Here is an 18,895-nt window from a genome sequence, read left to right as displayed (position 1 = left end):
GCTCAGAGCTCTTCAACCACCACGTTGGTGTTGGTGTAGATGCAGATGCCACCGGCGATGTTGATCGCCTCGGTGGCCACGCCACGCGCATCCAGATCGGTGTGCTTGAGCAGCGCACGCGCCGCACTCAGCGCGTAGGAACCGCCGGAACCGATCGCGATGATGCCGTCCTCCGGCTCGATCACGTCGCCCGTGCCGCTGATGATCAGCGAGGTCTCCCTGTCGGCCACCGCCAGCAGCGCTTCGAGCTTTCCGTAGCGGCGGTCGGTGCGCCAGTCCTTGGCCAGTTCCACCGCCGCGCGGGTCAGCTGGCCGTGCTTCTCGAGCTTGGCCTCGAACAGTTCGAACAGGGTGAAGGCATCGGCCGCCGCGCCGGCGAAACCGGCCAGCACCTGGCCGTCGCGGCCGAGCCGGCGCACCTTGCGCGCGTTGCCTTTCATCACCGTGTGGCCCAGCGTGACCTGGCCGTCGCCGGCGATCGCCACGTGCTCGCCGCGGCGGACGCAGCAGATGGTGGTGGCATGGAAAACATTCGGGTTCTGGCTGGGATCCATTGGGGCCTCCGGGGTGTCCCGGCAACAATGGGGGCAGCGCCGGGCGGTTCAAGCATCCCCGGCGAAGCCGCGGCGGCTTGATTCAGGTCAAACAGCGGGCCGGCCGGCGGGCCGATCATGGCGGCGTGGCCCAGCCACGCGAGGAACCCCGTGTTTCCCTACCCGCTGCTGCTCATCGCCCACCTGTTCGCCGCGCTGATGTTCGTCGGTGCGGTGTTCTTTGAAGTGCTGATACTCGGCAGCGCGCTGGAGCGCGTACCGGGTGGAACGAAGCGCCGCGTCGAATCGGCCGTCGCCCAGCGCGCGCGCCGGCTGATGCCGTGGGTGCTGGCGGTGCTGTACGCCAGCGGCCTGGGCATGGCCTGGCATTACCGCGCGGCGCTGGCGCAGCCGCTGGCCAGCAGCTTCGCGCTGATGCTGACGCTCAAGATCACACTGGCGCTGAGCGTGCTCGGCCATTTCATCGTGGCGGTACTCACGCGCGGCCATGGCGAGCGCATCGCCCGCCGCTTCCAGCGCATCCACATCAGCGTGTTCTGCCACATGCTCGGCATCGTGCTGCTGGCCAAGGGGATGTTCTACTTCACCGGCTGATCCCTGCCGCCCATACCGGCCAGGAGCGGCCACCTGCACGCATCATTCCGCCCGGTCGGCCCGGCAGAGATAGCAGCCATGACGGGCGCTGTGCAGGTGCACGTAGGCAACGCACGGATCGTCCAGCTGCGAGTGCAGCCAGACACTGGCCTGTCCGCCTTCCATCACCTCGGCAGCCACGATGCAGTCGTCGTGGTCGTAGGCGCGCAGGGAAACCAGCCGCTGCACGACATAGGGCGGCACCTCGTTGACCGTCAGCCGCGCCGGCAACGCGTCGCGGCGGATGAAGACCGGCCCGCAGGCGCGGTACGGCGAAGCCGCCGGCTGGTGCCAGTAGGGCAACAGCAGCAGCTCCTCGCCGACGGCGGCATTGCGCAGGCTGATGCGGCACGGGAAGCCGCGCGCGCTGTCGGCGATGCGGCGCACCGCACCATGTTCGGCCAGTCCGGCGGCGTCGAGATCGAACAGGGGTTGCAGCGGTGCGGGATCGATGCCGGAAAGCAGAAAGTCGGCCATGTCGAGGCGATGGAGGCGGAACAGGCATGCAGCATGCCGCCGGCATGGCGCGCCTGCCGGCCGTATCCGGACATCGCATTCCGTCCCGTGCCTGCGGAAACGCCGGCGCTCAGTCCGGCTCGGCCGGGCTGCGCCGCTTCGCGCGCGGGTGCGCGGCGTCGTAGACCTTGGCCAGGTGCTGGAAATCCAGATGCGTGTAGATCTGGGTGGTGGCGATGTCGGCATGGCCGAGCAGTTCCTGCACACCGCGCAGGTCACCGGAAGATTCCAGGATATGGCTGGCGAAGCTGTGCCGCAGCATGTGCGGATGCACGTGCTTGAACAGCCCCTGCCGCTGCGCCAGCTGCCGGATGCGGATCTGCACCGCGCGCTGGCTGATCGCGCCGCCGCCGCGCCCCGGGAACACCGGTTTGTCGGCACCGCCGCCGCTGTCCCTGCGCCAGGCCTGCAGCGCCGCCATGGCGTGCGAACCGACCGGCACGGTGCGCTCGCGGTTGCCCTTGCCGTGCACCAGCACCATCGCGCTGGCCAGATCAAGGTCGCGCCAGCGCAGCGCGCACAGTTCGCTCAGGCGCAGGCCGGAAGAATAGAACAGCTCCAGCAGCGCGCGGTCGCGCAGGCCCAGCGGCGCGTCGGTCGGCAGCTCGACCAGCTGCACCGCTTCGTCGGCGTCGAGCACCTGCGGCAACTTGCGCGGCGCCTTCGGCGCACGCAGCCCGGCCGCGGGGCTGCTGTCGATCGCGCCATTCTTCAGCAGCCAGGCATAGAAGCTGCGGATCGCCGACAGGCGCCGCTGCAGGCTGCGCGGCGACAGGCCGCGCCTGTGCCCGGCGGCGATGAACTCGCGGAGCTGGTCGGCAAGCAGCGCGCGCGGCTCGCCGGCGCCCTGTGCGTCGCACCACTGCGCCAGCGCGGTGAGATCGCGCCGGTAGGCATCGAGCGTATGCGCCGACATGCGCCGCTCGACCTGCAGGTAGGAGAGGAATGCTTCGACGGCATCCATCGCCGCAACCGCCTCAGCCGGCGCGGAAGCGCTGCAGCGCCACCACTAGCGACTCGCCCATCATGCGCAGGAACAGCGTACCCATGCCGGGATAGAAGCGGTTCGGATCGTGGCTGCCGACCGCGATCAGGCCGACGCCCGGCAGCGGCAGCAGCGCGGTGGACAGCACCTCGCCGACACGCTCGCCGTACAGCACGTCGTTCTTCTCCGGCTGCAGGCGGCCGCAGATCGGTTCGCCATCCTGCAGGCAGTCGTGGAACGGCGCCAGCCGCGCATCGCCGGAAGCGATGATCTGCAGCCACGGTGCCTGTTCCAGCTCCGGCACCGGCTGCAGGCTGACGATGCGCACCAGGTCGCCGGCGAAATCCTCTTCCAGCGAGGCGGCCATCGCGCGCAGCGTGTCGGCCGCGCTGGTCTGGCGCATCAGCGCCAGGGTCAGCTGGTGGGTGCGTACCGCCAGACGCTCATTGACCTGCGCGTTGGCGCCCAGGTCGGCCAACCGCCGCGACAGCTCGCGGTTCTTGTCGCGCAGCACTTCCAGCTGGTAGCTGGCCAGCGATGCGGTCGGGCCGTCGTCGCGCGGCACCACCAGGGTCAGCGCCAGGTCGGGGAACTGCTTGAGGAAGCCGGGATGGCGCCGCAGCCAAGCCGCGACTTCATGGGCGCCGATTTTCTCCAGGGTGTCGTTCATCCCATCCACTCTCCATCGAATACGAAGGCCGCCGGGCCGGACATCACGATCTGCGCGTCGTCGGCCGGCCACTGGATGCGCAGGTCGCCGCCGGGCAGCGACACCACCGCGTCGCGCGCCAGCCGGCCGCGCTGCATCAGCACCACCGCCGCAGCACAGGCGCCGCTGCCGCAGGCCAGGGTTTCGCCGACGCCGCGCTCGAACACGCGCAGGCGCGCATGACCGCTGTCCAGCACCTGGGCGAAGCCGACGTTCACCGATTCCGGGAACGAGGCATGCTGCTGCAGCAGCGGCCCGATCCGCTCCACCGGTGCCGCGTCGATAAGGCCGACTTCCAGCACCGCATGCGGGTTGCCCATCGATACCGCGCCGAAGCGCACGTTCTCGCCCTGCAGCGGCACCGCGTATTCCTCGCGCGCGCGCGGGAAGCCGATCAACGGAATCCGCGCCGGCTCGAATTCGGGCAGGCCCATCGCCACTGCGTAGTGGTCTTCATCCAGCCGGCGCACCGTATGCGTGCGTAGCGGGCTGTCGATCGGGAATTCATCGCCCTGCGCCGCACCGTCGCGCACCAGCCATGCCGCCACGCAGCGCGCGCCGTTGCCGCACTGCTGCGAGGTGGAGCCGTCGGAATTCCAGATGCGGTACGAGGCGACCGAGCCGGCGCCGCGCGGCGGCTCGATGGTCAGGATCTGGTCGCAGCCGACGCCACGGTGGCGGTCGGCGATGCGCGCGGCCAGGCCGGCGTCGGGCGGCGGCGTGCCGTCGCGCAGGTCCAGCACCACGAAATCGTTGCCGGCGCCATGCATCTTGGTGAAACGCAGGCGCGGCGTCGCCGGCCTATTCATGGTCGTGGCCGTCGGCCTTCGTGTCCTGCGCCTGGCTGTCAGCCTGGGAATGATCGGCGGGCGGCGCCTCGGCCGGTTTCACTTCCTGCTCTTCCACCGGCACCGGCTTCTGCGGCATCACCAGCGGTCCCTTGTTGCCGCAGGCGGTGAGGACCAGCAGCGCGCATGCGGCTGCAACGAGCATCGGAAGGCGGGACGTCTTGTTCATGGCCCGAGTATATCCACTCGTACGTCAACGCTGCCGCGCCGCCGCACCACCAGGCGTGTCCATTCAGTCATTCCGTCGGCGGCAGCGGGCGCGTCCACAGCCAGGCGCAGACGCAGGCCATGCTGCCGATCGAGAACCACTTCACCCAGGCCAGCGGCACGCACCACAGCATGATCAACGCGCAGACCAGCATGGTCGCGGTGGCCATCCACTTGCCCTTGCGGCTGACCGCGCCATGCGCCTGCCAGTCGGCAATGGCCTTGCCGAAGCGCGGATGGGTCAGCAGCCAGCGGTGCAGGCGCTCGGAGCCGCGCGAGGCCGCCCAGGCCGCGATCAGCACGAACACCGTGGTCGGCAGTCCCGGCACGAAGATGCCGACGATGCCCACGCCGAGGCTGGCATAGGCCAGCAGCCACCAGGCCCAGCGCAGGCGTACCCGGCGTCGCTCGGGGGGCGTGGAAGATTCCGGCATGAGCGGCGCCGTCAGTGCGCCACGTCCAGCTGCGACAGCACGAACGCATAGGACTCGGCCAGCTCGTGGTAGCGCTGGAAGCGGCCGGACTTGCCGCCATGGCCGGCTTCCATGTTGGTGCGGAACAGGATGGGATGCTTGCCGGTATTGACGTCGCGCAGGCGCGCCACCCACTTGGCCGGCTCCCAGTACTGCACCTGCGAATCCCACAGGCCGGTGCCGACGAACAGCGCCGGATAGGCCTGCGCACGCACGTTGTCGTAGGGCGAATAGCCGAGCATGTAATCGTAGTAGCGCTTCTGCTCCGGGTTGCCCCACTCGTCGTATTCGTTGGTGGTCAGCGGAATGCTGGCGTCGAGCATGGTGGTGACCACGTCCACGAACGGCACCTGCGCCACCATCACCCGGTAGTCGTCCGGCGCCTGGTTGGCGACCGCGCCCATCAGCAGGCCGCCGGCGCTGCCGCCGGACGCGGCCACGCGGTCCTTCGCCGCCCAGCCCTGCGCCACCAGCGCGCGGGTGACGTCGACGAAGTCGTTGAAGGTGTTCTGCTTGTGCAGCAGCTTGCCGTCCTCGTACCAGCTGCGGCCCATTTCCTCGCCGCCGCGGATGTGGGCGATGGCATAGACCATGCCGCGATCGAGCAGGCTGACCACGCTCTGGTTGAAGCCCGGATCCATCGACATGCCGTAGCTGCCGTAGGCGTACTGGTACAGCGCGGCACTGCCGTCCTTCCTGAAACCCTTCTTGTAGACCAGCGATACCGGCACCCTGGCGCCATCGCGCGCATCCACCCACACGCGTTCGGTCTGGTACAGCGACGGGTCGTAGCCGATCACCGGCTGCTGCTTGAGCTGGCGGCGCTCGCCGGTCTTCACGTTCAACTCGTAGGTGGTGGCCGGCGTGGTCAGCGAGGTATAGCTGTAGCGCAGCCAGTCGGTGTCCGGCTCGGCGTTGACCGACAGGCCCATCGAGTACGCCGGCTCGTCGGCCTTGACCAGTTCGCTGTGGCCGTCGGCGAACAGCAGGCGCACGCGCTCCAGCGCCTCGGCACGTTCGGCGATGGCGGTGTAGCCGTCGAACAGCTCGAAGCCTTCCACCAGCACCTGCGGATCGTGCTTCACCCAGTCCTGCCACTGCGCGCGCGTGGTGGCGCCTTCCGCCGCGGTGACCAGCTTGAAGTTCTTCGCACCATCGGCATTGGTGCGGATCACCCAGCGACCGTCGAAATGGTCGGCGTCGTATTCCACGTCGCGCGCGCGCGGCGCCAGCACGGTGAACACCGCCGGGTCGGCGGCCGGCGCATAGCGCAGTTCCGAGGACACCGTGCTGTCCACGCCGATGGTGATGTAGCGGTCGTCGCGGGTGCGGCCCACGCCCATGTAGAAGCTGTCGTCGTCTTCCTCGTAGACCAGCGCATCGCTGCTGGCCGGCGTGCCCAGCACGTGCTTCTTCACCCGCACGGTGAGCAGGGTCTCCGGGTCGTTCTCGACATAGAACAGGGTGCGGTTGTCGTCGGCCCACACCACGTTCGGCGATACGCCTTCGACCACGTCCGGCAGCAGTTGGCCGGTGACCAGGTCCTTGAAGCGGATCACGTACTGGCGGCGGCCGACATCGTCCTCGGCCCAGGCCAGCAGGCGGTTGTCCTGGCTCACTTCCATGTCGTCGACGGCGAAATAGCCCTTGCCCTCGGCCATGGCGTTCAGGTCCAGCAGCACTTCTTCCGGCGCCTGCATGTCGCCCTTGCGGCGCGCGTGGACCGGGTAGTCCTTGCCGGTCTCGTAGCGGGTGTAATACCAGTAGCCGCGCTCGCGGTACGGCACACTGGCGTCGTCCTGCTTGATGCGGCCGACGATCTCGGCGTAGAGCGTGTCCTCCAGCGGCTTGAGCGGCGCCATCAGCGCGTCGGCATAGGCGTTCTCGGCGGTGAGATAGGCCAGCATCGCCGGGTCCTTGCGCTCGTCGTCGCGCAGCCAGTAGTACGCGTCCTCGCGGACCGCGCCGAACGGCGCCTTGATCGTGTGGGGACGCTTTTCGGCATCGGGCGGAACGAGCGTGGAGGCGACGGCGGTATTCATCATCAGGCTTGCGACCAACAGGCAAAGGGCGGGTTTCATGGCGCGGGCTCCATGGACGGACAGGCAACCGCCCGGGAGATGGCCGACAGTGTGCCATGGGAGCGGAGGCCACCCGGCTCCAGCCGGCGGCCTATGATGTCGCCGATGAACGCCCCCGCCCCCACGCCGTCCGGTTACAGCCGGCGCAGCCACGAGATCGCCCCGTTCCACGTCATGTCGCTGCTGGCGCGCGCCAACGCACTGGAACAGGCCGGCTTCGACGTGATCCACCTGGAGATCGGTGAGCCCGATTTCACCACCGCCGCGCCCATCGTGCGCGCCGGCCAGGCCGCGCTGGCCGCTGGCCACACCCGCTACACCGCCGCGCGCGGACTGCCGGCGCTGCGCGAGGCCATCGCCGGCTTCTACCGCAGCCGCTACCGGCGCGACATCGACCCCGACCGCATCCTGGTCACGCCCGGCGGCTCGGGCGCGCTGCTGCTGGCGTCCAGCCTGCTGGTCGATCCCGGCCGGCATTGGTTGCTGGCCGATCCCGGCTATCCCTGCAACCGCCATTTCCTGCGGCTGGTGGAAGGCGCCGCGCAGCTGGTGCCGGTCGGCCCGGACAGCGGTTACCAGCTCACCCCTGGGCTGATCGACCGGCATTGGAACGCCGACAGCGTCGGCGCGCTGGTCGCTTCGCCCGCCAATCCCACCGGCACCACGCTCGATGCCGCGCAACTGGCCGCGCTGTCGAACGCATTGAAGGCGCGCGGCGGGCATCTGGTGGTGGACGAGATCTACCACGGCCTGACCTACGGCTTCGACGCGCCCAGCGTGCTGGAGGTGGACGACGACGCCTTCGTGCTGAACAGCTTCTCCAAGTACTTCGGCATGACCGGCTGGCGCCTGGGCTGGCTGGTCGCGCCCCCGGCGGCGGTGCCCGAGCTGGAGAAGCTGGCGCAGAACCTGTACATCAGCGCACCGTCGATGGCCCAACACGCGGCGCTGGCCTGTTTCGAGCCGGAAACCATCGCCATCTTCGAACAGCGCCGCGAACAGTTCCGCCAGCGCCGCGACTACCTGCTGCCGGCGCTGCGCGGGCTCGGCTTCCGCATCGACGTGGAGCCGCAGGGCGCGTTCTACCTGTACTGCGACGTGAGCGCGTTCACCGACGACGCGCAGGCCTTCTGCGCGCACTTCCTGGAGACTGAGCACGTGGCGTTCACGCCGGGACTGGACTTCGGCCACCACCGCGCCCACCAGCATGTACGCATCGCCTATACGCAGGACGTGGCGCGGCTGCAGGAAGCGGTGGCGCGGATCGGGCGTGGGCTGGAGAGCTGGAGACACGTCATCGCTTCGCGCTGACGCCCCACGACTTGCGCTGCARACCGCGGGCCCCGTCTTTCGCTTGCCACAYCCTGCGCCTTCGGCGCGCCCCCTGACTCAGGGGGACACGCCATCGCTTCGCGCTGTCGCCCCACGGTCTGCGCTGCAGACCGCGGGCCCCGTCTTTCGCTTGCCACACCCTGCGCCTTCGGCGCGCCCCCTGACTCAGGGGGCTTTCCTCCAGATACATCCTGGTAGTGCCTGCAGTTTTTTAGGAGTGAGGAGATTTTCTCCCTCCAAACAACAACGCCGCCTTGCGGCGGCGTTGTCGTTTGCATTCTGCTGCTATCACTTCCTGCTGAGCTGCTCCCACAGGAAGCTGTACGCCAGCGCAGACATGTGCGCGGCCTGCGCATTGTTCGCCGCACCGCCGTGGCCACCTTCGATGTTCTCGTAGTAGGTCACGTCCTTGCCGGCGTCGATCATCTTGGCCGCCATCTTGCGGGCATGACCCGGATGCACGCGATCATCGCGGGTGGAGGTGGTGAACAGCACCGGCGGGTAGGTCTTCTTCGCATCGAACAGGTGGTACGGCGAGAAGGTCCTGATGAACTCCCAGTCACTGGTGTCCGGGTTGCCGTACTCGGCCATCCACGAGGCACCGGCCAGCAGGTGGCTGTAGCGCTTCATGTCCAGCAACGGCACCTGCACCACCACCGCACCGAACAGTTCCGGATACTGGGTGAGCATGTTGCCGGTCAGCAGGCCGCCGTTGCTGCCGCCCTGCACGCCCAGGTGCCTGGCCGTGGTGATCCTGCGGCTGACCAGATCCTGCGCCACCGCCGCCATGTCCTCATAGGCCTTGTGGCGGTTCTGCTTCAGCGCCGCCTGGTGCCAGCGCGGGCCGTACTCGCCGCCGCCACGGATGTTGGCCACGACATACACGCCGCCCTTGTCCAGCCACGCGCGGCCCATGCCACCGGAGTAGGACGGGGTCAGCGAGATCTCGAAGCCGCCGTAGCCGTACAGCAGGGTCGGATTGGAACCGTCCAGCTTCATGTCCTTGCCGTGCACCACGAAGTACGGCACGCGGGTGCCGTCCTTGCTGGTGGCGAAGTGCTGCTCGATCACCTTGCCGCTGGCGTCGAAGAACGCCGGCATGGTCTTGAGCACTTCCGGCTGCTGGCCGATCTGCGCCAGGGCCAGCGTGGTCGGGGTCAGGTAGTCGGTGACGGTCATCCACACCGCATCGCTTTCGTCCGGATCCACCGCACCGACACCGATGGTGCCGAACGCCGGGGCGCCGGTGAAGTCGCTGCGGATCCAGCCATCAGCACCGCGCGTCAGCACCTGCAGGCGGTTCTTCACGTCGTCCAGCACGTTCAGCACGACATGGTTCTTCGTCCACACCGCACCGGCCAGCGAGGTGGTGTCGGTCGGCGCGAACAGCACGTCGAACTCGCGCTTGCCGGCCATGAAGTCGTCGAACTTCGTCGCCAGCAGCGAGCCGGCGGCATAGGTCTTGCCGCCCACGGTCCACGGCTCGCGCAGCTCCAGGGTCAGCCACTCGCGGCGCACGCCCTTCTCGGCCGAGTTCGGTGCGTCGATTTTCGTCAACGCGCCATCTGCACCGATCAGGAACAGTTCATTGTTGTAGAAGGCGATGGTGCGGCTGACGAAGTCGTGCTCGAAGCCCGGCGTGTCGTCATGCATCGCCGCGATGTACATGTCCTCCGGCGTGCCTTCATACACCGGGGTGGCCGCCGACATCGGCGTGCCGCGCTTCCAGCGCTTGACCACGCGCGGATAGCCGGAGGTGGTCATCGTGCCGTCGCCGAAATCGGTGTAGACGAACACGTTGTCCTGGTCGATCCAGCCCAGGCCGCCCTTGGCCTCCGGACGGAAGAAGCCGTCCTTGATCCAGTCCTTCTTCGAGATGTCGAATTCGCGGGTGACGTCGGCGTCGGCGCCGCCGCGCGACAGCGCGATCAGGCAGCGGGTGTATTCCGGGCGCAGGCAGTTGGCGCCGTGCCACACCCAGTTCTCGCCCTCGGCCTTGTTCAGCGCGTCCAGGTCCAGCACGGTTTCCCACAGCGGCTCGGCCTTGCGGTACTCCACCAGCGTGGTGCGGCGCCAGACGCCGCGCTCGTGCTGCTTGTCCTTCCAGAAGTTGTAGTAGTAGTCGCCGATTTTCTCGACGCCGGGGATCTTGGCGTCCGAATCCAGCACCTGCCGGATGCCGGCTTCCATCTGCTTGAACTGCGGGCTCTGCGCCAGCCGGGCCTCGGCCTTGGCGTTCTGCTCCTTCACCCAGGCCAGCGGTTTGTCGCCGGTGACGTCTTCCAGCCAGGCGTACTTGTCCTGGCCGTCATCGGCGGCCATGACGGCTCCGGACAGGCTTGCGGAAATCAGGCCCGCGGCGAGGCAGGCGGAAGTGAATCGGGACATGATGGCTCCATGCGGTCATAAGCCGCGAACGCTAGCACAGCGCCGGTGCCGCCTTCCCCTGTCGAAGGTCAGGCCGCCCGCACCGCCGTACCGCGGCGCGGACGCTGCAGGCGCCGGGCCTGCGGCCGTTGCCGGTTGCCAACCGCCCGTGGCCGCGTGCGCCAGGCCGCCGGCAGACGGAACCGGTACAGCGCCCACCATGCGCTCAGCGGCATGCCCAGCAGCCACAGCGGCAGCCAGCCGATCCAGACGCTGCTGCCGCGCATGGCCGGCCACACCAGCACCAGGGCCAGCCCGGCAAGCGCGGCCTGCCTGACGCAGCGCAGCACGCGCGGATCGGGATGTTCGACGGTATTGCGACGGGACGACTCGGCCATGACACGCTCCGGTAACGGGTTCAGGCGCATGCTGGCGCCTGCCCATCTCAGAGGTTGCGACCGGGCATTGACGCATCCCTCGCCGCCCATCGAACATGCTGGCGTCACCCACCAAGGCGCTCCACCCCGCAATGCGACCCATCCCTGCGTTCCTGTCCGCTTTGTTGCTGAGCCTGACCCTGCCGCTGGCGCCGGCCCTCGCGCAGGACGCCGCACCGGCAGCCGCCGAAGCCAAGGGCGTCGCCGAAGGCCCGATCGACCTGCAACGCTTCATGGGGCGCTGGTACGTGATCGGACGGGTGCCGAATTTCGTCGAGCGCGGCCACGTCGCCAGCGTCAACACCTACAGCCTGCGCGGCGGCGACCGCGTATCCATCCGCTACCAGTACCGCGACGGCTTCAATGCACCGGAAGAGGAGATCGACCTGCGCGCGCGCGTGGACGAGGACAGCGGCAACCGCCGCTGGCGCACCTGGTTCTACAAGGTGGTGCCGACCCACTCGCGCATCCTGGAAGTGGCGCCGGACTATTCCTGGGCGCTGATCGGCTACCCGGGCCGCGAGATGGCGTGGATCTTCGCCCGCGAGCCGGACATGGACGCCACGCTGTACCGGCAACTGGCGCTGCGCCTGCGCGACCGCTACGAGGTCAATACCGACAAGCTCAAGCGCGTGCCGCAGCACCCGGAGCAGGTCGGCAGGCTGGGCTTCGAGGTTCCCAACCAGAAGTGACCGTCGCCCCGCCCCGCGGAACAGGGCGGGCTTGACCTGCATCAATCCCCGCCCACCGGCGGCGCCCTAGCATGGCGGTCTCCAGCAGGACACCACCATGCGCATCGACTCCATCGCGACACCCGGTCCTCGACCGGGCCGGCAACCATGAATGCCTGGTTCGACCGCCTGGTACTGGCCTGCGCGCGCCATGCGATCGACCGGGTCGACGACGGCGTGGTGGAACTGTTCGCCGGTCGCCAGCGGCTGGCGGCCATCGCCGGCCGCGCCAAGGCGCACGCCGGCCTGTGCCGGCTGGATCCAGAACGCGAGCGCGCCGTGCTCGAGCGCGCGCGACGGCGTGCGCGCCTTCGCGGCCTGGAGGGCGAGAGCGTGGTGCCGGTGATGCAGACCCTGATCGCCCAGGCCCACCACCGCCAGCTCGCACCAGCCGCTTCCCCGCCCGCTCCCGGAGGCATCGCCATGTCCATTCCCTCCCCATCCGCTCTCGCTGCCCGCCTGCTGCGCTGGCTGCCGCCACCACGCTACTGGCGCCCGCTGCTGTCGCGGATACCGGCATCCGTGCATGCCCGGGTGGTTCCGCGCGTACTCGAACGCGCCGTCTCCGCGCCGGAGGTGCTGCGCAGTCTGGAGGCCATCGAGGGCCGACGGATCGGCATCGACGTGCGCGACCTCGGCCTGCGCTGGGTGATCGAGCTGGCCAATGGCCGCCTGCGCGTGGCCGATGGCGATGCGGAAGCCACGATCCGCGGCAGCGCCACCGACCTGTCGCTGCTGGCCAGCCGCCAGGAGGACGCCGATACCCTGTTCTTCCAGCGCCGGCTGGAACTGACCGGCGACACCGAACTGGGCCTGCTGTTGCGCAACCTGCTCGACCGCATGCCCTGGGAAGCGATACCGCTGGCGCAGCGGATCGCCCTGCAGCGCGGCAGCCAGCTGCTGCAGGCCGCGCGCGAGGCCCATGCGCGGCGGCATTGAGCGCAAGCGCATCCCGCCCCTCGGGCGGGATGCCCGGGCTCACGCAGTCATGCGCATGCCCGGTTCGCCATGCCAGTAGCCATTGCGCTGGCCGATGCGGGCAGGCGCCACCACGCTGGCGCATGCGGCATCGAAATGCCGCACCACCGCCTCCATGCCCGCGGCCTGCGGGTACAGGCGGAGGATGTCCACGCCCAGCGCGCGTAGTTCCGGCAGCTCCGGGCCAAGGTCGGTGATTTCCTCACCCTGTACCGAGATACCGTTGATGCGCAGGAATGGGCGTCCTTCGCGGGTGGCCAGCGGTATGCCATCGGGATGTTCGATGCAGCGGAAGCCGCACTGGTCCTTGGGCACGTCCAGCGCGCGGGCGGTGAAACAGCGCGCCGAGTACGACAGCGGCAGGCGCCCCCACGCCGTCACTTCCAGCTCCGGCATCGTGCCGCCCCCGGCGATGCAGGCATCGGCCAGTTCGCCGATCAGCGCGCGGCCCTGCTCCACGCCCGGCACCCAGCGGCGCAGGCCGTCCTCGGCCAACATCGCCAGCGCGCGGTGGTTGTAGACGTTGAGCGAGGGTCCGCCCACGAACGGACGGCCCTTCTCGCGGCACAGCTGCACCGCGGACAGATCGTTGGCCTCGATCCAGAAGCCGCCGTGCGACACCTGCCGGTCGAGCACGCTGAGTTCGGATTCGGCCTCGATCAGCGCCAGCGTGGACAGCACGATCTGCTTGCCGGATGCGGCCAGCTCCTCGGCCAGCGCCAGCCAGTCCGCGGTGCGCAGTTCGCGGCGCTTGCTGCACACGGTTTCGCCGAGGTAGACGATGTCGACCGGCCAGTGGATCGCCTCGCGGTAGAACGCGAGCATGCGTTCGCGCGGCCAGAAGTATTGCAGCGGACCCAGGCTGAGTTTCATCGGCGTTCCTTCAATGCCAGGCGCGGTGGTACGGGCCCAGCGTGGTCTGGTGGCCTTCGGCGTGGCGCGACAGCTCAGCCTGCCATTCCGGCCGGAGCTGCCAGCGCGCTTCGTCGGCCATGACCTGGTCGATCGCCCTGCGCCAGGTGCGCGTGACCGAACCGACGTAGGCCACGCCGCGCTGGCGACCCTCGATCTTCAGCGCGGCCACGCCGATCTGCTTCAATCGCGGCAACAGCTCCATCGTATTGAGGCTGGTGGGCTCCTCCAGCGCGTGGAAGACCTCGTTGCCGACCTCGAAGCGGCCCTTGCAGACGGTCGGGTAGCCCGCCGGTTCTTCGGGCCTGAACTCGTCGATCAGCACGTCGTTGAGGCGTACGCTGCGGCTGCCGTCGTCCTGTTCGTCCCAGCGCACGAACTTGGCCGGCGAGCACACGCCGTGCCGGTTGGGCGAGGCGCCGGTGACGTAGCTGGAGAGCTGGCAGCGGCCTTCCACCATGATGCACAGGCTGCCGAAGGCGAACACTTCCAGCGCCACCGGCGATTTCTCGCACAATCGCTCCACCTGCTGCAGCGACAGCACCCGCGGCAGCACCGCGCGGCTGATTCCGAAGCGCTCGTACGCATAGCGCAGGGCCGGCACGGTGGTCGCCGAGCCCTGCACGGAAAGGTGGCGCGGCAACTGCGGATGGGTACGCGCGGCATAATCCAGCACCGCCATCTCGGCGGCGATGATGGCGTCGGCACCCAGTGCCGCAGCCTTGTCCACGGCGGCGTGCCAGTCCTTCAGGCGCGCGCTGTCGGGATAGGTGTTCAGTGCCAGGTAGACCCTGGCGTTGTTCGCGTGCGCGTAGCGGATGCCGGCGCGCAGTTCGTCGTCGGAGAAATTCAGGCCGGGGAAGGCGCGTGCGTTGGTCTGGTCGCGGAAACCGGCATAGACCGCGTTGGCTCCTGCATCCACCGCTGCCTGCAGGGCCGGCAGGTTGCCGGCGGGACATACCAGTTGCATGCGGTGACTCCTGCCCGATCGAGCCGGCATGATCCCGCCGGCGGCCGCACGCGTCCTTGACATGGGTCAAGCTGCATCCGCGTACGGCGTTGACGTGGATCATGGGCGCCATGCCGGGCGCGTGTGATGCTGCGCCGCAGGTGGGCATCCGCCCATCGCCCCGGAGAAAACGATGCGACGCACGATCCTGTTTTCCGCCTCCACGCTCATCCTTGCCGGCGCGCTTTCCGCGCAGCCTGCCGCCGCGCAGTCGGCGCATGAAGCGCATGCGGCGCACGCACATGCGCCAGCCGCCGCGACGCCTGCACCCGCGCAGCGCTGGGCCACCGATGCGCCGCTGCGCGAGGGCATGCGCGGCATCCGCGTCGCGGTGCAGGCGCTGGAACACTACGAGCACGGCCACATGGGCATCGCCCAGGCCAGCAGCACCGTGACGCTGATCGACACCTCGGTCAACGACATCTTCGCCAACTGCAGGCTGGAACCCGATGCCGACGTGGCGCTGCACGGCCTGCTGGCGCAGTTCCTGGCCGGTGCCGAAGCGGTGCGTACATCGCAACAGGTGCCGGTGCAGGAGATCGCAGACATGCGCTCGGCGCTGGCGCGCTATCCGCAGCTGTTCGACGATCCTGCGTGGAATGCCGCGGCGGACTGATCAGTCCGCCATCGCCGTGCGCCACAGCGCATCCACGCGCCGCTCCACTTCCGGGTCGAGCCGGATCGGCCGGCTCCAGGTGCGGCTGGTTTCCGCGGGCCATTTGTGGGTGGCATCCAGCCCGAGCTTGGATCCGAGGTTCGGCGTCGGACTGGAGAAATCCAGGTAGTCGATCGGGGTGTTCTCCACCAGCATGCTGTCGCGCGCCGGGTCCACCCGCGTGGAGATCGCCCAGATCACCTGCGACCAGTCGCGCACGTCGATGTCCTCGTCGGTGACGATCACGAACTTGGTGTAGGTGAACTGGCGCAGGTAGGACCAGACACCCATCATGATCCGGCGCGCATGGCCGGGGTACTGCTTGTGGATGCTCACCACCGCGACGCGGTACGAGCACGCTTCCGGCGGCAGGTAGAAATCCACGATCTCGGGGAACACCTTGCGCAGGATCGGCACGAACACGTCGTTCAGCGCCATCGACAGCACCGAGGGTTCGTCGTGCGGCGCACGCCCCATGTAGCTGCCGTGGTAGATCGCACCGGCGCGCAGGCGCATGCGCTCGATGGTGAGCACAGGAAAGGTGCCCTGCGCGTTGTAGTAGCCGGTGTGGTCGCCGAACGGACCTTCCAGCGCGGTGTCGCCCGGCTGGATGAAACCTTCCAGCAGGATCTCCGCGCCGGCCGGCGCGTCCAGGCCGGTCAGGCTGCTGCGCCAGACGCGGGTGCGCGAGGCGCGCAGCAGGCCGGCGAATTCGTATTCGGACAGCGTGTCGGGCAACGGCGCAACGGCGGCCAGCAGGGTCGCCGGATCGGCGCCGATCGCCACCAGCACCGGGAACGGCCGGCCGGGGTGTGCGGCCTGCCAGTCGGCGAAATCCAGCGCGCCGCCGCGGTGCGGCAGCCAGCGCATGATCACCCGGTTGCGGCCGATCACCTGCTGCCGGTAGATCGCCACGTTCTGCCGCTGCTGGCGCGTGCCGCGGGTGACGACCAGGCCGAAGGTGATCAGCCGGCCGGCGTCCTCCGGCCAGCAACGCTGCACCGGCAGCACGCCAAGATCGACGTCCTCGCCGCTGCGCACCTCTTCGTTGAACGCGGCCTCGTCCACCCGACGCGGCGCCACATGCGCCAGCTGCGCCAGTTCCGGCCACTGTGCGAGCGCCTGGCGCAGGTTGCCCGGCCAGCGCGGCTCCTTGACCGCAGCCAGCAGCTCGCCGAGTTCGCGCAGCGACGCCAATGGCCGCCCGGCCAGCGCCAGCTCGATGCGGTGGCGGTGGCCGAACAGGTTGCCCAGCAGCGGATGCGCCGAGTCACCGGCCGGCATCAGCAGCGCCGGCCCCTGCGCCTGCAGCGCACGCAGGCACAGCGCCGTGCTTTCCAGCTCCGGGTCCACCGGCACGTCGAGTTTGCGCAGCTGGCCGCGTGCGCCCAGGTGCTGAAGGAACCCGCGCAGATCGTGGAAGGCCATGCAGCGGCTCGGTGCCATCGGGGCCACCGATTCTGGCGGGGGCGCCGCCGCCGACCCATGACCTGGGTCAAGCCGGCCGGCTTTGCGGCGCGGGCAGCGTCAGTCGTAGTTGCTCAGCGCCAGCGACAGCAGCGCCTTGGCCTGCTCGCGCAGCGACTGCGGTTCGACGATCTCCGCATCCGAGCCGTAATGCAGCACATCCATCAGCAGTTCGCGCGAGACGCTGTACGGCACCTTCAACTCGTAGCGGCCGTCGGCCAGGAAGCGGCCCTGCTGCTTCGAGTGCCAGTGCTCGTCAGCCACCCAGCGCGCGGCCTTGGCGCTGAACACGATGGTCGCCCAGCCCTTGGGTGCGCCGGAGAAGATGCCGTAGCCGGCACCCAGCTGCTCGTCCAGCTCGCTGTCGGGAATGTCGCGCGCGACCTGGTCGATCACCCGCGCCTTGTGGATGCGGTCCACCGCGAAGCTGCGCAGCGCCTCGCGGCCATGGTCCCAGGCATCCAGGTACCAGTTGTCGCGGTAATGGGTGATGCGCTGCGGCGAGACCGTGCGCCGGGTGATTTCGTCGGTCGAGCGCGCGCGGTAGTCGAAGGACAGCTGCCTGCGCTCGAGCACGCCCGAGGCCACGGTACGGAAGCTGGCCTCGTCGAGCTTGCGGCCGCGGTGCGGGATCACCCGCACCCGCTCCACCGGCCACGACGAGGCGCCGGCCTGGGCCGCCAGCAGGCTTTCGATGCGCTGCTGCAGCGGCGCCAGCACCGAGGACAGCACGCCGCCGCCGGTACGCGCCAGCAGGTGTTGCGAGGCCAGCAGCGCATGCAGTTCCTCCGAGCTGAGCCACAGCCCGGGCAGCTCGAAGCGGTCGTTCTCCCCGCTTTGGTAGCGGAAGCCGGCCTCGCCGTCGCCCTCCACCGGCGCCATCAGGGCGTCGCGCAGGAAGGCCAGGTCGCGGTAGACCGTGGCACGTGAACAGCCCAGTTCTTCCTGCAGGCGCGCCACCGTGATCGGGTAGCGGGCGGACTTGAGCAGGCGATGCAGTGCGTTGATGCGTTCGTAGCGGTCCATGGCCCGATTATGTCCGACTCGGCGCTGAATGGCGCGCGGCAGGCGCACCGCCAGGCTTAACCGGGGGCGAAGCGGCCCGGAGGGGGCGGCTGGCGGGGCGGGACCATCCGGTATCATGAAAACGGTTCCCGTTCTGACTTCTCCCGGAGATCTCCCGATGTCCCTGCGTGTTTCCCTGTTCCTGCCGTTGCTGTTGTGCGCCCCTATGGCGTGGGCGGACGATGCCTCCGACCCTGCCGCGATGACCTCGCCCTGGAGCGGCAGCGGTGGCGAACTCGGCTTCGCCTCGGCCCACGGCAACAGCACCACCGAGAGCTTCAACGGCCGCCTGAAGCTGCGCTACACCGACGACGACTGGGTGCACAGCATGGACCTGTTCGGCCTGCGCTCGAGCGCCGAGTACAAGCAGACCGCCGACGACGGCAGCACCTACCGCAAGCGCCAGACTACCGCCAACCGCTATACCGCCAGCGCCGGCAGCGCCCTGCAGCTGGGCGAGCACCGCCAGCTGACCGCCACGGTGCGCTATGAAAGCGACGATTTCGCCACCTACGACCGCCAGGGCAGCTTCGGTCTGGGCTACGGCACCCGTCTGATCGATGGGCAGCGCCTGGTCCTGGATACCCAGATCGGCCCGGGTGTGCGCCGCTCGCACAATTCCGAGACCGACGAGAACCGCACCGGCCTGATCGGCCGCGGCCTGTTCGACCTGAAGTTCGGCCTCACCGAGAACACCGACCTGGTCAACACCCTGCTGGTCGAGTCGGGCTCGTACAACACCTTCGCGCAGAACGATTTCGGCGTTTCAGTGGCGATGAACAGCCACTTCGCGCTGAAGGCCGGCTGGCAGGCCCGCTACAACAGCGACGTGGCCGAGGACAAGCGCAAGACCGATACGCTGACCACGATGAACGTGGTCTACAGCTTCAAGTAAGCCGTTTTCCCGACGCGATACCCGCAGGAGCGCCCCCCGGT

The 18,895-nt window shown here is 68.9% G+C and carries 20 protein-coding genes; 6 read left to right on the top strand and 14 right to left on the bottom strand.

Annotation, left to right across the window (positions count from 1 at the left end; all coding sequences use genetic code 11):
- Positions 1-2 precede the first annotated feature (2 nt).
- Positions 3-554, bottom strand: coding sequence for an ATP-dependent protease subunit HslV (gene hslV, locus AC1DGW_RS14010; RefSeq protein ID WP_055772387.1), 552 nt, complete (start codon positions 552-554; stop codon positions 3-5).
- 150 nt (positions 555-704) lie between these two features.
- Between hslV and AC1DGW_RS14005 the strand changes: the two genes are divergently transcribed.
- Positions 705-1,148: a CopD family copper resistance protein gene (locus AC1DGW_RS14005; RefSeq protein WP_478024020.1), complete on the top strand. Its 444-nt coding sequence runs from the start codon at positions 705-707 to the stop codon at positions 1,146-1,148.
- A gap of 42 nt (positions 1,149-1,190) precedes the next feature.
- Here the strand turns inward: AC1DGW_RS14005 and AC1DGW_RS14000 are convergent, their stop codons facing one another.
- The 7 genes from AC1DGW_RS14000 to AC1DGW_RS13970 form a co-directional block, all read right to left on the bottom strand.
- Positions 1,191-1,664, bottom strand: a complete 474-nt coding sequence (locus AC1DGW_RS14000; RefSeq protein ID WP_478024018.1) for a DUF1203 domain-containing protein — start codon at positions 1,662-1,664, stop codon at positions 1,191-1,193.
- Positions 1,665-1,773: 109 nt separating this feature from the next.
- Entirely contained in the window at positions 1,774-2,667 is an 894-nt protein-coding gene (gene xerC / locus AC1DGW_RS13995; protein ID WP_478024017.1) for a tyrosine recombinase XerC, read from the bottom strand.
- Positions 2,668-2,680: 13 nt separating this feature from the next.
- On the bottom strand, positions 2,681-3,358 hold the full coding sequence (locus AC1DGW_RS13990; protein WP_478024014.1) for a DUF484 family protein: 678 nt from the start codon (positions 3,356-3,358) through the stop codon (positions 2,681-2,683).
- Positions 3,355-4,206, bottom strand: a complete 852-nt coding sequence (gene dapF / locus AC1DGW_RS13985; protein WP_478024012.1) for a diaminopimelate epimerase — start codon at positions 4,204-4,206, stop codon at positions 3,355-3,357. The genes AC1DGW_RS13990 and dapF overlap by 4 nt, the downstream gene beginning before the upstream one ends.
- The gene (gene lptM, locus AC1DGW_RS13980; RefSeq protein ID WP_478024010.1) at positions 4,199-4,414 is read right to left on the bottom strand and encodes an LPS translocon maturation chaperone LptM; all 216 of its coding nucleotides are present in this window, start codon (positions 4,412-4,414) and stop codon (positions 4,199-4,201) included. The genes dapF and lptM overlap by 8 nt, the downstream gene beginning before the upstream one ends.
- A gap of 67 nt (positions 4,415-4,481) precedes the next feature.
- Positions 4,482-4,886 (bottom strand): YbaN family protein, encoded by a 405-nt coding sequence (locus AC1DGW_RS13975; protein WP_478024008.1) that lies wholly within the window; start codon positions 4,884-4,886, stop codon positions 4,482-4,484.
- Positions 4,887-4,897: 11 nt separating this feature from the next.
- On the bottom strand, positions 4,898-7,006 hold the full coding sequence (locus AC1DGW_RS13970; protein WP_478024005.1) for a S9 family peptidase: 2,109 nt from the start codon (positions 7,004-7,006) through the stop codon (positions 4,898-4,900).
- A 105-nt stretch (positions 7,007-7,111) separates the two neighbouring features.
- Between AC1DGW_RS13970 and AC1DGW_RS13965 the strand changes: the two genes are divergently transcribed.
- On the top strand, positions 7,112-8,317 hold the full coding sequence (locus AC1DGW_RS13965) for a pyridoxal phosphate-dependent aminotransferase (RefSeq protein WP_478024002.1): 1,206 nt from the start codon (positions 7,112-7,114) through the stop codon (positions 8,315-8,317).
- A 309-nt stretch (positions 8,318-8,626) separates the two neighbouring features.
- On the opposite strand, the gene AC1DGW_RS13960 is transcribed toward AC1DGW_RS13965, so the two are convergent.
- Both AC1DGW_RS13960 and AC1DGW_RS13955 read right to left on the bottom strand, forming a co-directional pair.
- The gene (locus AC1DGW_RS13960; RefSeq protein ID WP_478024000.1) at positions 8,627-10,726 is read right to left on the bottom strand and encodes a prolyl oligopeptidase family serine peptidase; all 2,100 of its coding nucleotides are present in this window, start codon (positions 10,724-10,726) and stop codon (positions 8,627-8,629) included.
- Between the two features lie 68 nt (positions 10,727-10,794).
- On the bottom strand, positions 10,795-11,103 hold the full coding sequence (locus AC1DGW_RS13955) for a hypothetical protein (protein ID WP_478023998.1): 309 nt from the start codon (positions 11,101-11,103) through the stop codon (positions 10,795-10,797).
- 131 nt (positions 11,104-11,234) lie between these two features.
- On the opposite strand from AC1DGW_RS13955, the gene AC1DGW_RS13950 reads away from it, so the two are divergent.
- Together AC1DGW_RS13950 and ubiT are read left to right on the top strand one after the other, a co-directional pair.
- Positions 11,235-11,834, top strand: a complete 600-nt coding sequence (locus AC1DGW_RS13950) for a lipocalin family protein (protein WP_478023995.1) — start codon at positions 11,235-11,237, stop codon at positions 11,832-11,834.
- Positions 11,835-11,981: 147 nt separating this feature from the next.
- The gene (ubiT, locus tag AC1DGW_RS13945; RefSeq protein WP_478023993.1) at positions 11,982-12,812 is read left to right on the top strand and encodes a ubiquinone anaerobic biosynthesis accessory factor UbiT; all 831 of its coding nucleotides are present in this window, start codon (positions 11,982-11,984) and stop codon (positions 12,810-12,812) included.
- Positions 12,813-12,851: 39 nt separating this feature from the next.
- Here the strand turns inward: ubiT and AC1DGW_RS13940 are convergent, their stop codons facing one another.
- On the bottom strand, positions 12,852-13,724 hold the full coding sequence (locus tag AC1DGW_RS13940; RefSeq protein WP_478023991.1) for a U32 family peptidase: 873 nt from the start codon (positions 13,722-13,724) through the stop codon (positions 12,852-12,854).
- A gap of 10 nt (positions 13,725-13,734) precedes the next feature.
- Entirely contained in the window at positions 13,735-14,733 is a 999-nt protein-coding gene (ubiU, locus tag AC1DGW_RS13935) for a ubiquinone anaerobic biosynthesis protein UbiU (protein WP_478023989.1), read from the bottom strand.
- A gap of 172 nt (positions 14,734-14,905) precedes the next feature.
- Between ubiU and AC1DGW_RS13930 the strand changes: the two genes are divergently transcribed.
- On the top strand, positions 14,906-15,388 hold the full coding sequence (locus AC1DGW_RS13930) for a DnrO protein (RefSeq protein WP_478023987.1): 483 nt from the start codon (positions 14,906-14,908) through the stop codon (positions 15,386-15,388).
- Here the strand turns inward: AC1DGW_RS13930 and AC1DGW_RS13925 are convergent, their stop codons facing one another.
- Positions 15,389-16,855: a UbiD family decarboxylase gene (locus AC1DGW_RS13925; RefSeq protein WP_478023984.1), complete on the bottom strand. Its 1,467-nt coding sequence runs from the start codon at positions 16,853-16,855 to the stop codon at positions 15,389-15,391.
- A gap of 99 nt (positions 16,856-16,954) precedes the next feature.
- Positions 16,955-17,920, bottom strand: coding sequence for a helix-turn-helix transcriptional regulator (locus AC1DGW_RS13920; RefSeq protein WP_478023981.1), 966 nt, complete (start codon positions 17,918-17,920; stop codon positions 16,955-16,957).
- Positions 17,921-18,077: 157 nt separating this feature from the next.
- Between AC1DGW_RS13920 and AC1DGW_RS13915 the strand changes: the two genes are divergently transcribed.
- Entirely contained in the window at positions 18,078-18,854 is a 777-nt protein-coding gene (locus AC1DGW_RS13915; RefSeq protein ID WP_478023979.1) for a DUF481 domain-containing protein, read from the top strand.
- Positions 18,855-18,895: the final 41 nt, after the last annotated feature.

It is taken from the genome of Stenotrophomonas sp. 05N423, from assembly GCF_056397145.1.
The sequence above is the reverse complement of the archived record's forward strand: the minus strand, read 5'-3'. Positions and strand labels throughout refer to the sequence as shown.

Coding starts and splice junctions, on each gene's coding strand:
- hslV (WP_055772387.1), bottom strand. CDS start 554: ATGGATCCCAGCCAGAACCCGAATGTTTTCCATGCCACCACCATCTGC.
- AC1DGW_RS14000 (WP_478024018.1), bottom strand. CDS start 1,664: ATGGCCGACTTTCTGCTTTCCGGCATCGATCCCGCACCGCTGCAACCC.
- xerC (WP_478024017.1), bottom strand. CDS start 2,667: ATGGATGCCGTCGAAGCATTCCTCTCCTACCTGCAGGTCGAGCGGCGC.
- AC1DGW_RS13990 (WP_478024014.1), bottom strand. CDS start 3,358: ATGAACGACACCCTGGAGAAAATCGGCGCCCATGAAGTCGCGGCTTGG.
- dapF (WP_478024012.1), bottom strand. CDS start 4,206: ATGAATAGGCCGGCGACGCCGCGCCTGCGTTTCACCAAGATGCATGGC.
- lptM (WP_478024010.1), bottom strand. CDS start 4,414: ATGAACAAGACGTCCCGCCTTCCGATGCTCGTTGCAGCCGCATGCGCG.
- AC1DGW_RS13975 (WP_478024008.1), bottom strand. CDS start 4,886: ATGCCGGAATCTTCCACGCCCCCCGAGCGACGCCGGGTACGCCTGCGC.
- AC1DGW_RS13970 (WP_478024005.1), bottom strand. CDS start 7,006: ATGAAACCCGCCCTTTGCCTGTTGGTCGCAAGCCTGATGATGAATACC.
- AC1DGW_RS13965 (WP_478024002.1), top strand. CDS start 7,112: ATGAACGCCCCCGCCCCCACGCCGTCCGGTTACAGCCGGCGCAGCCAC.
- AC1DGW_RS13960 (WP_478024000.1), bottom strand. CDS start 10,726: ATGTCCCGATTCACTTCCGCCTGCCTCGCCGCGGGCCTGATTTCCGCA.
- AC1DGW_RS13955 (WP_478023998.1), bottom strand. CDS start 11,103: ATGGCCGAGTCGTCCCGTCGCAATACCGTCGAACATCCCGATCCGCGC.
- AC1DGW_RS13950 (WP_478023995.1), top strand. CDS start 11,235: ATGCGACCCATCCCTGCGTTCCTGTCCGCTTTGTTGCTGAGCCTGACC.
- ubiT (WP_478023993.1), top strand. CDS start 11,982: ATGAATGCCTGGTTCGACCGCCTGGTACTGGCCTGCGCGCGCCATGCG.
- AC1DGW_RS13940 (WP_478023991.1), bottom strand. CDS start 13,724: ATGAAACTCAGCCTGGGTCCGCTGCAATACTTCTGGCCGCGCGAACGC.
- ubiU (WP_478023989.1), bottom strand. CDS start 14,733: ATGCAACTGGTATGTCCCGCCGGCAACCTGCCGGCCCTGCAGGCAGCG.
- AC1DGW_RS13930 (WP_478023987.1), top strand. CDS start 14,906: ATGCGACGCACGATCCTGTTTTCCGCCTCCACGCTCATCCTTGCCGGC.
- AC1DGW_RS13925 (WP_478023984.1), bottom strand. CDS start 16,855: ATGGCCTTCCACGATCTGCGCGGGTTCCTTCAGCACCTGGGCGCACGC.
- AC1DGW_RS13920 (WP_478023981.1), bottom strand. CDS start 17,920: ATGGACCGCTACGAACGCATCAACGCACTGCATCGCCTGCTCAAGTCC.
- AC1DGW_RS13915 (WP_478023979.1), top strand. CDS start 18,078: ATGTCCCTGCGTGTTTCCCTGTTCCTGCCGTTGCTGTTGTGCGCCCCT.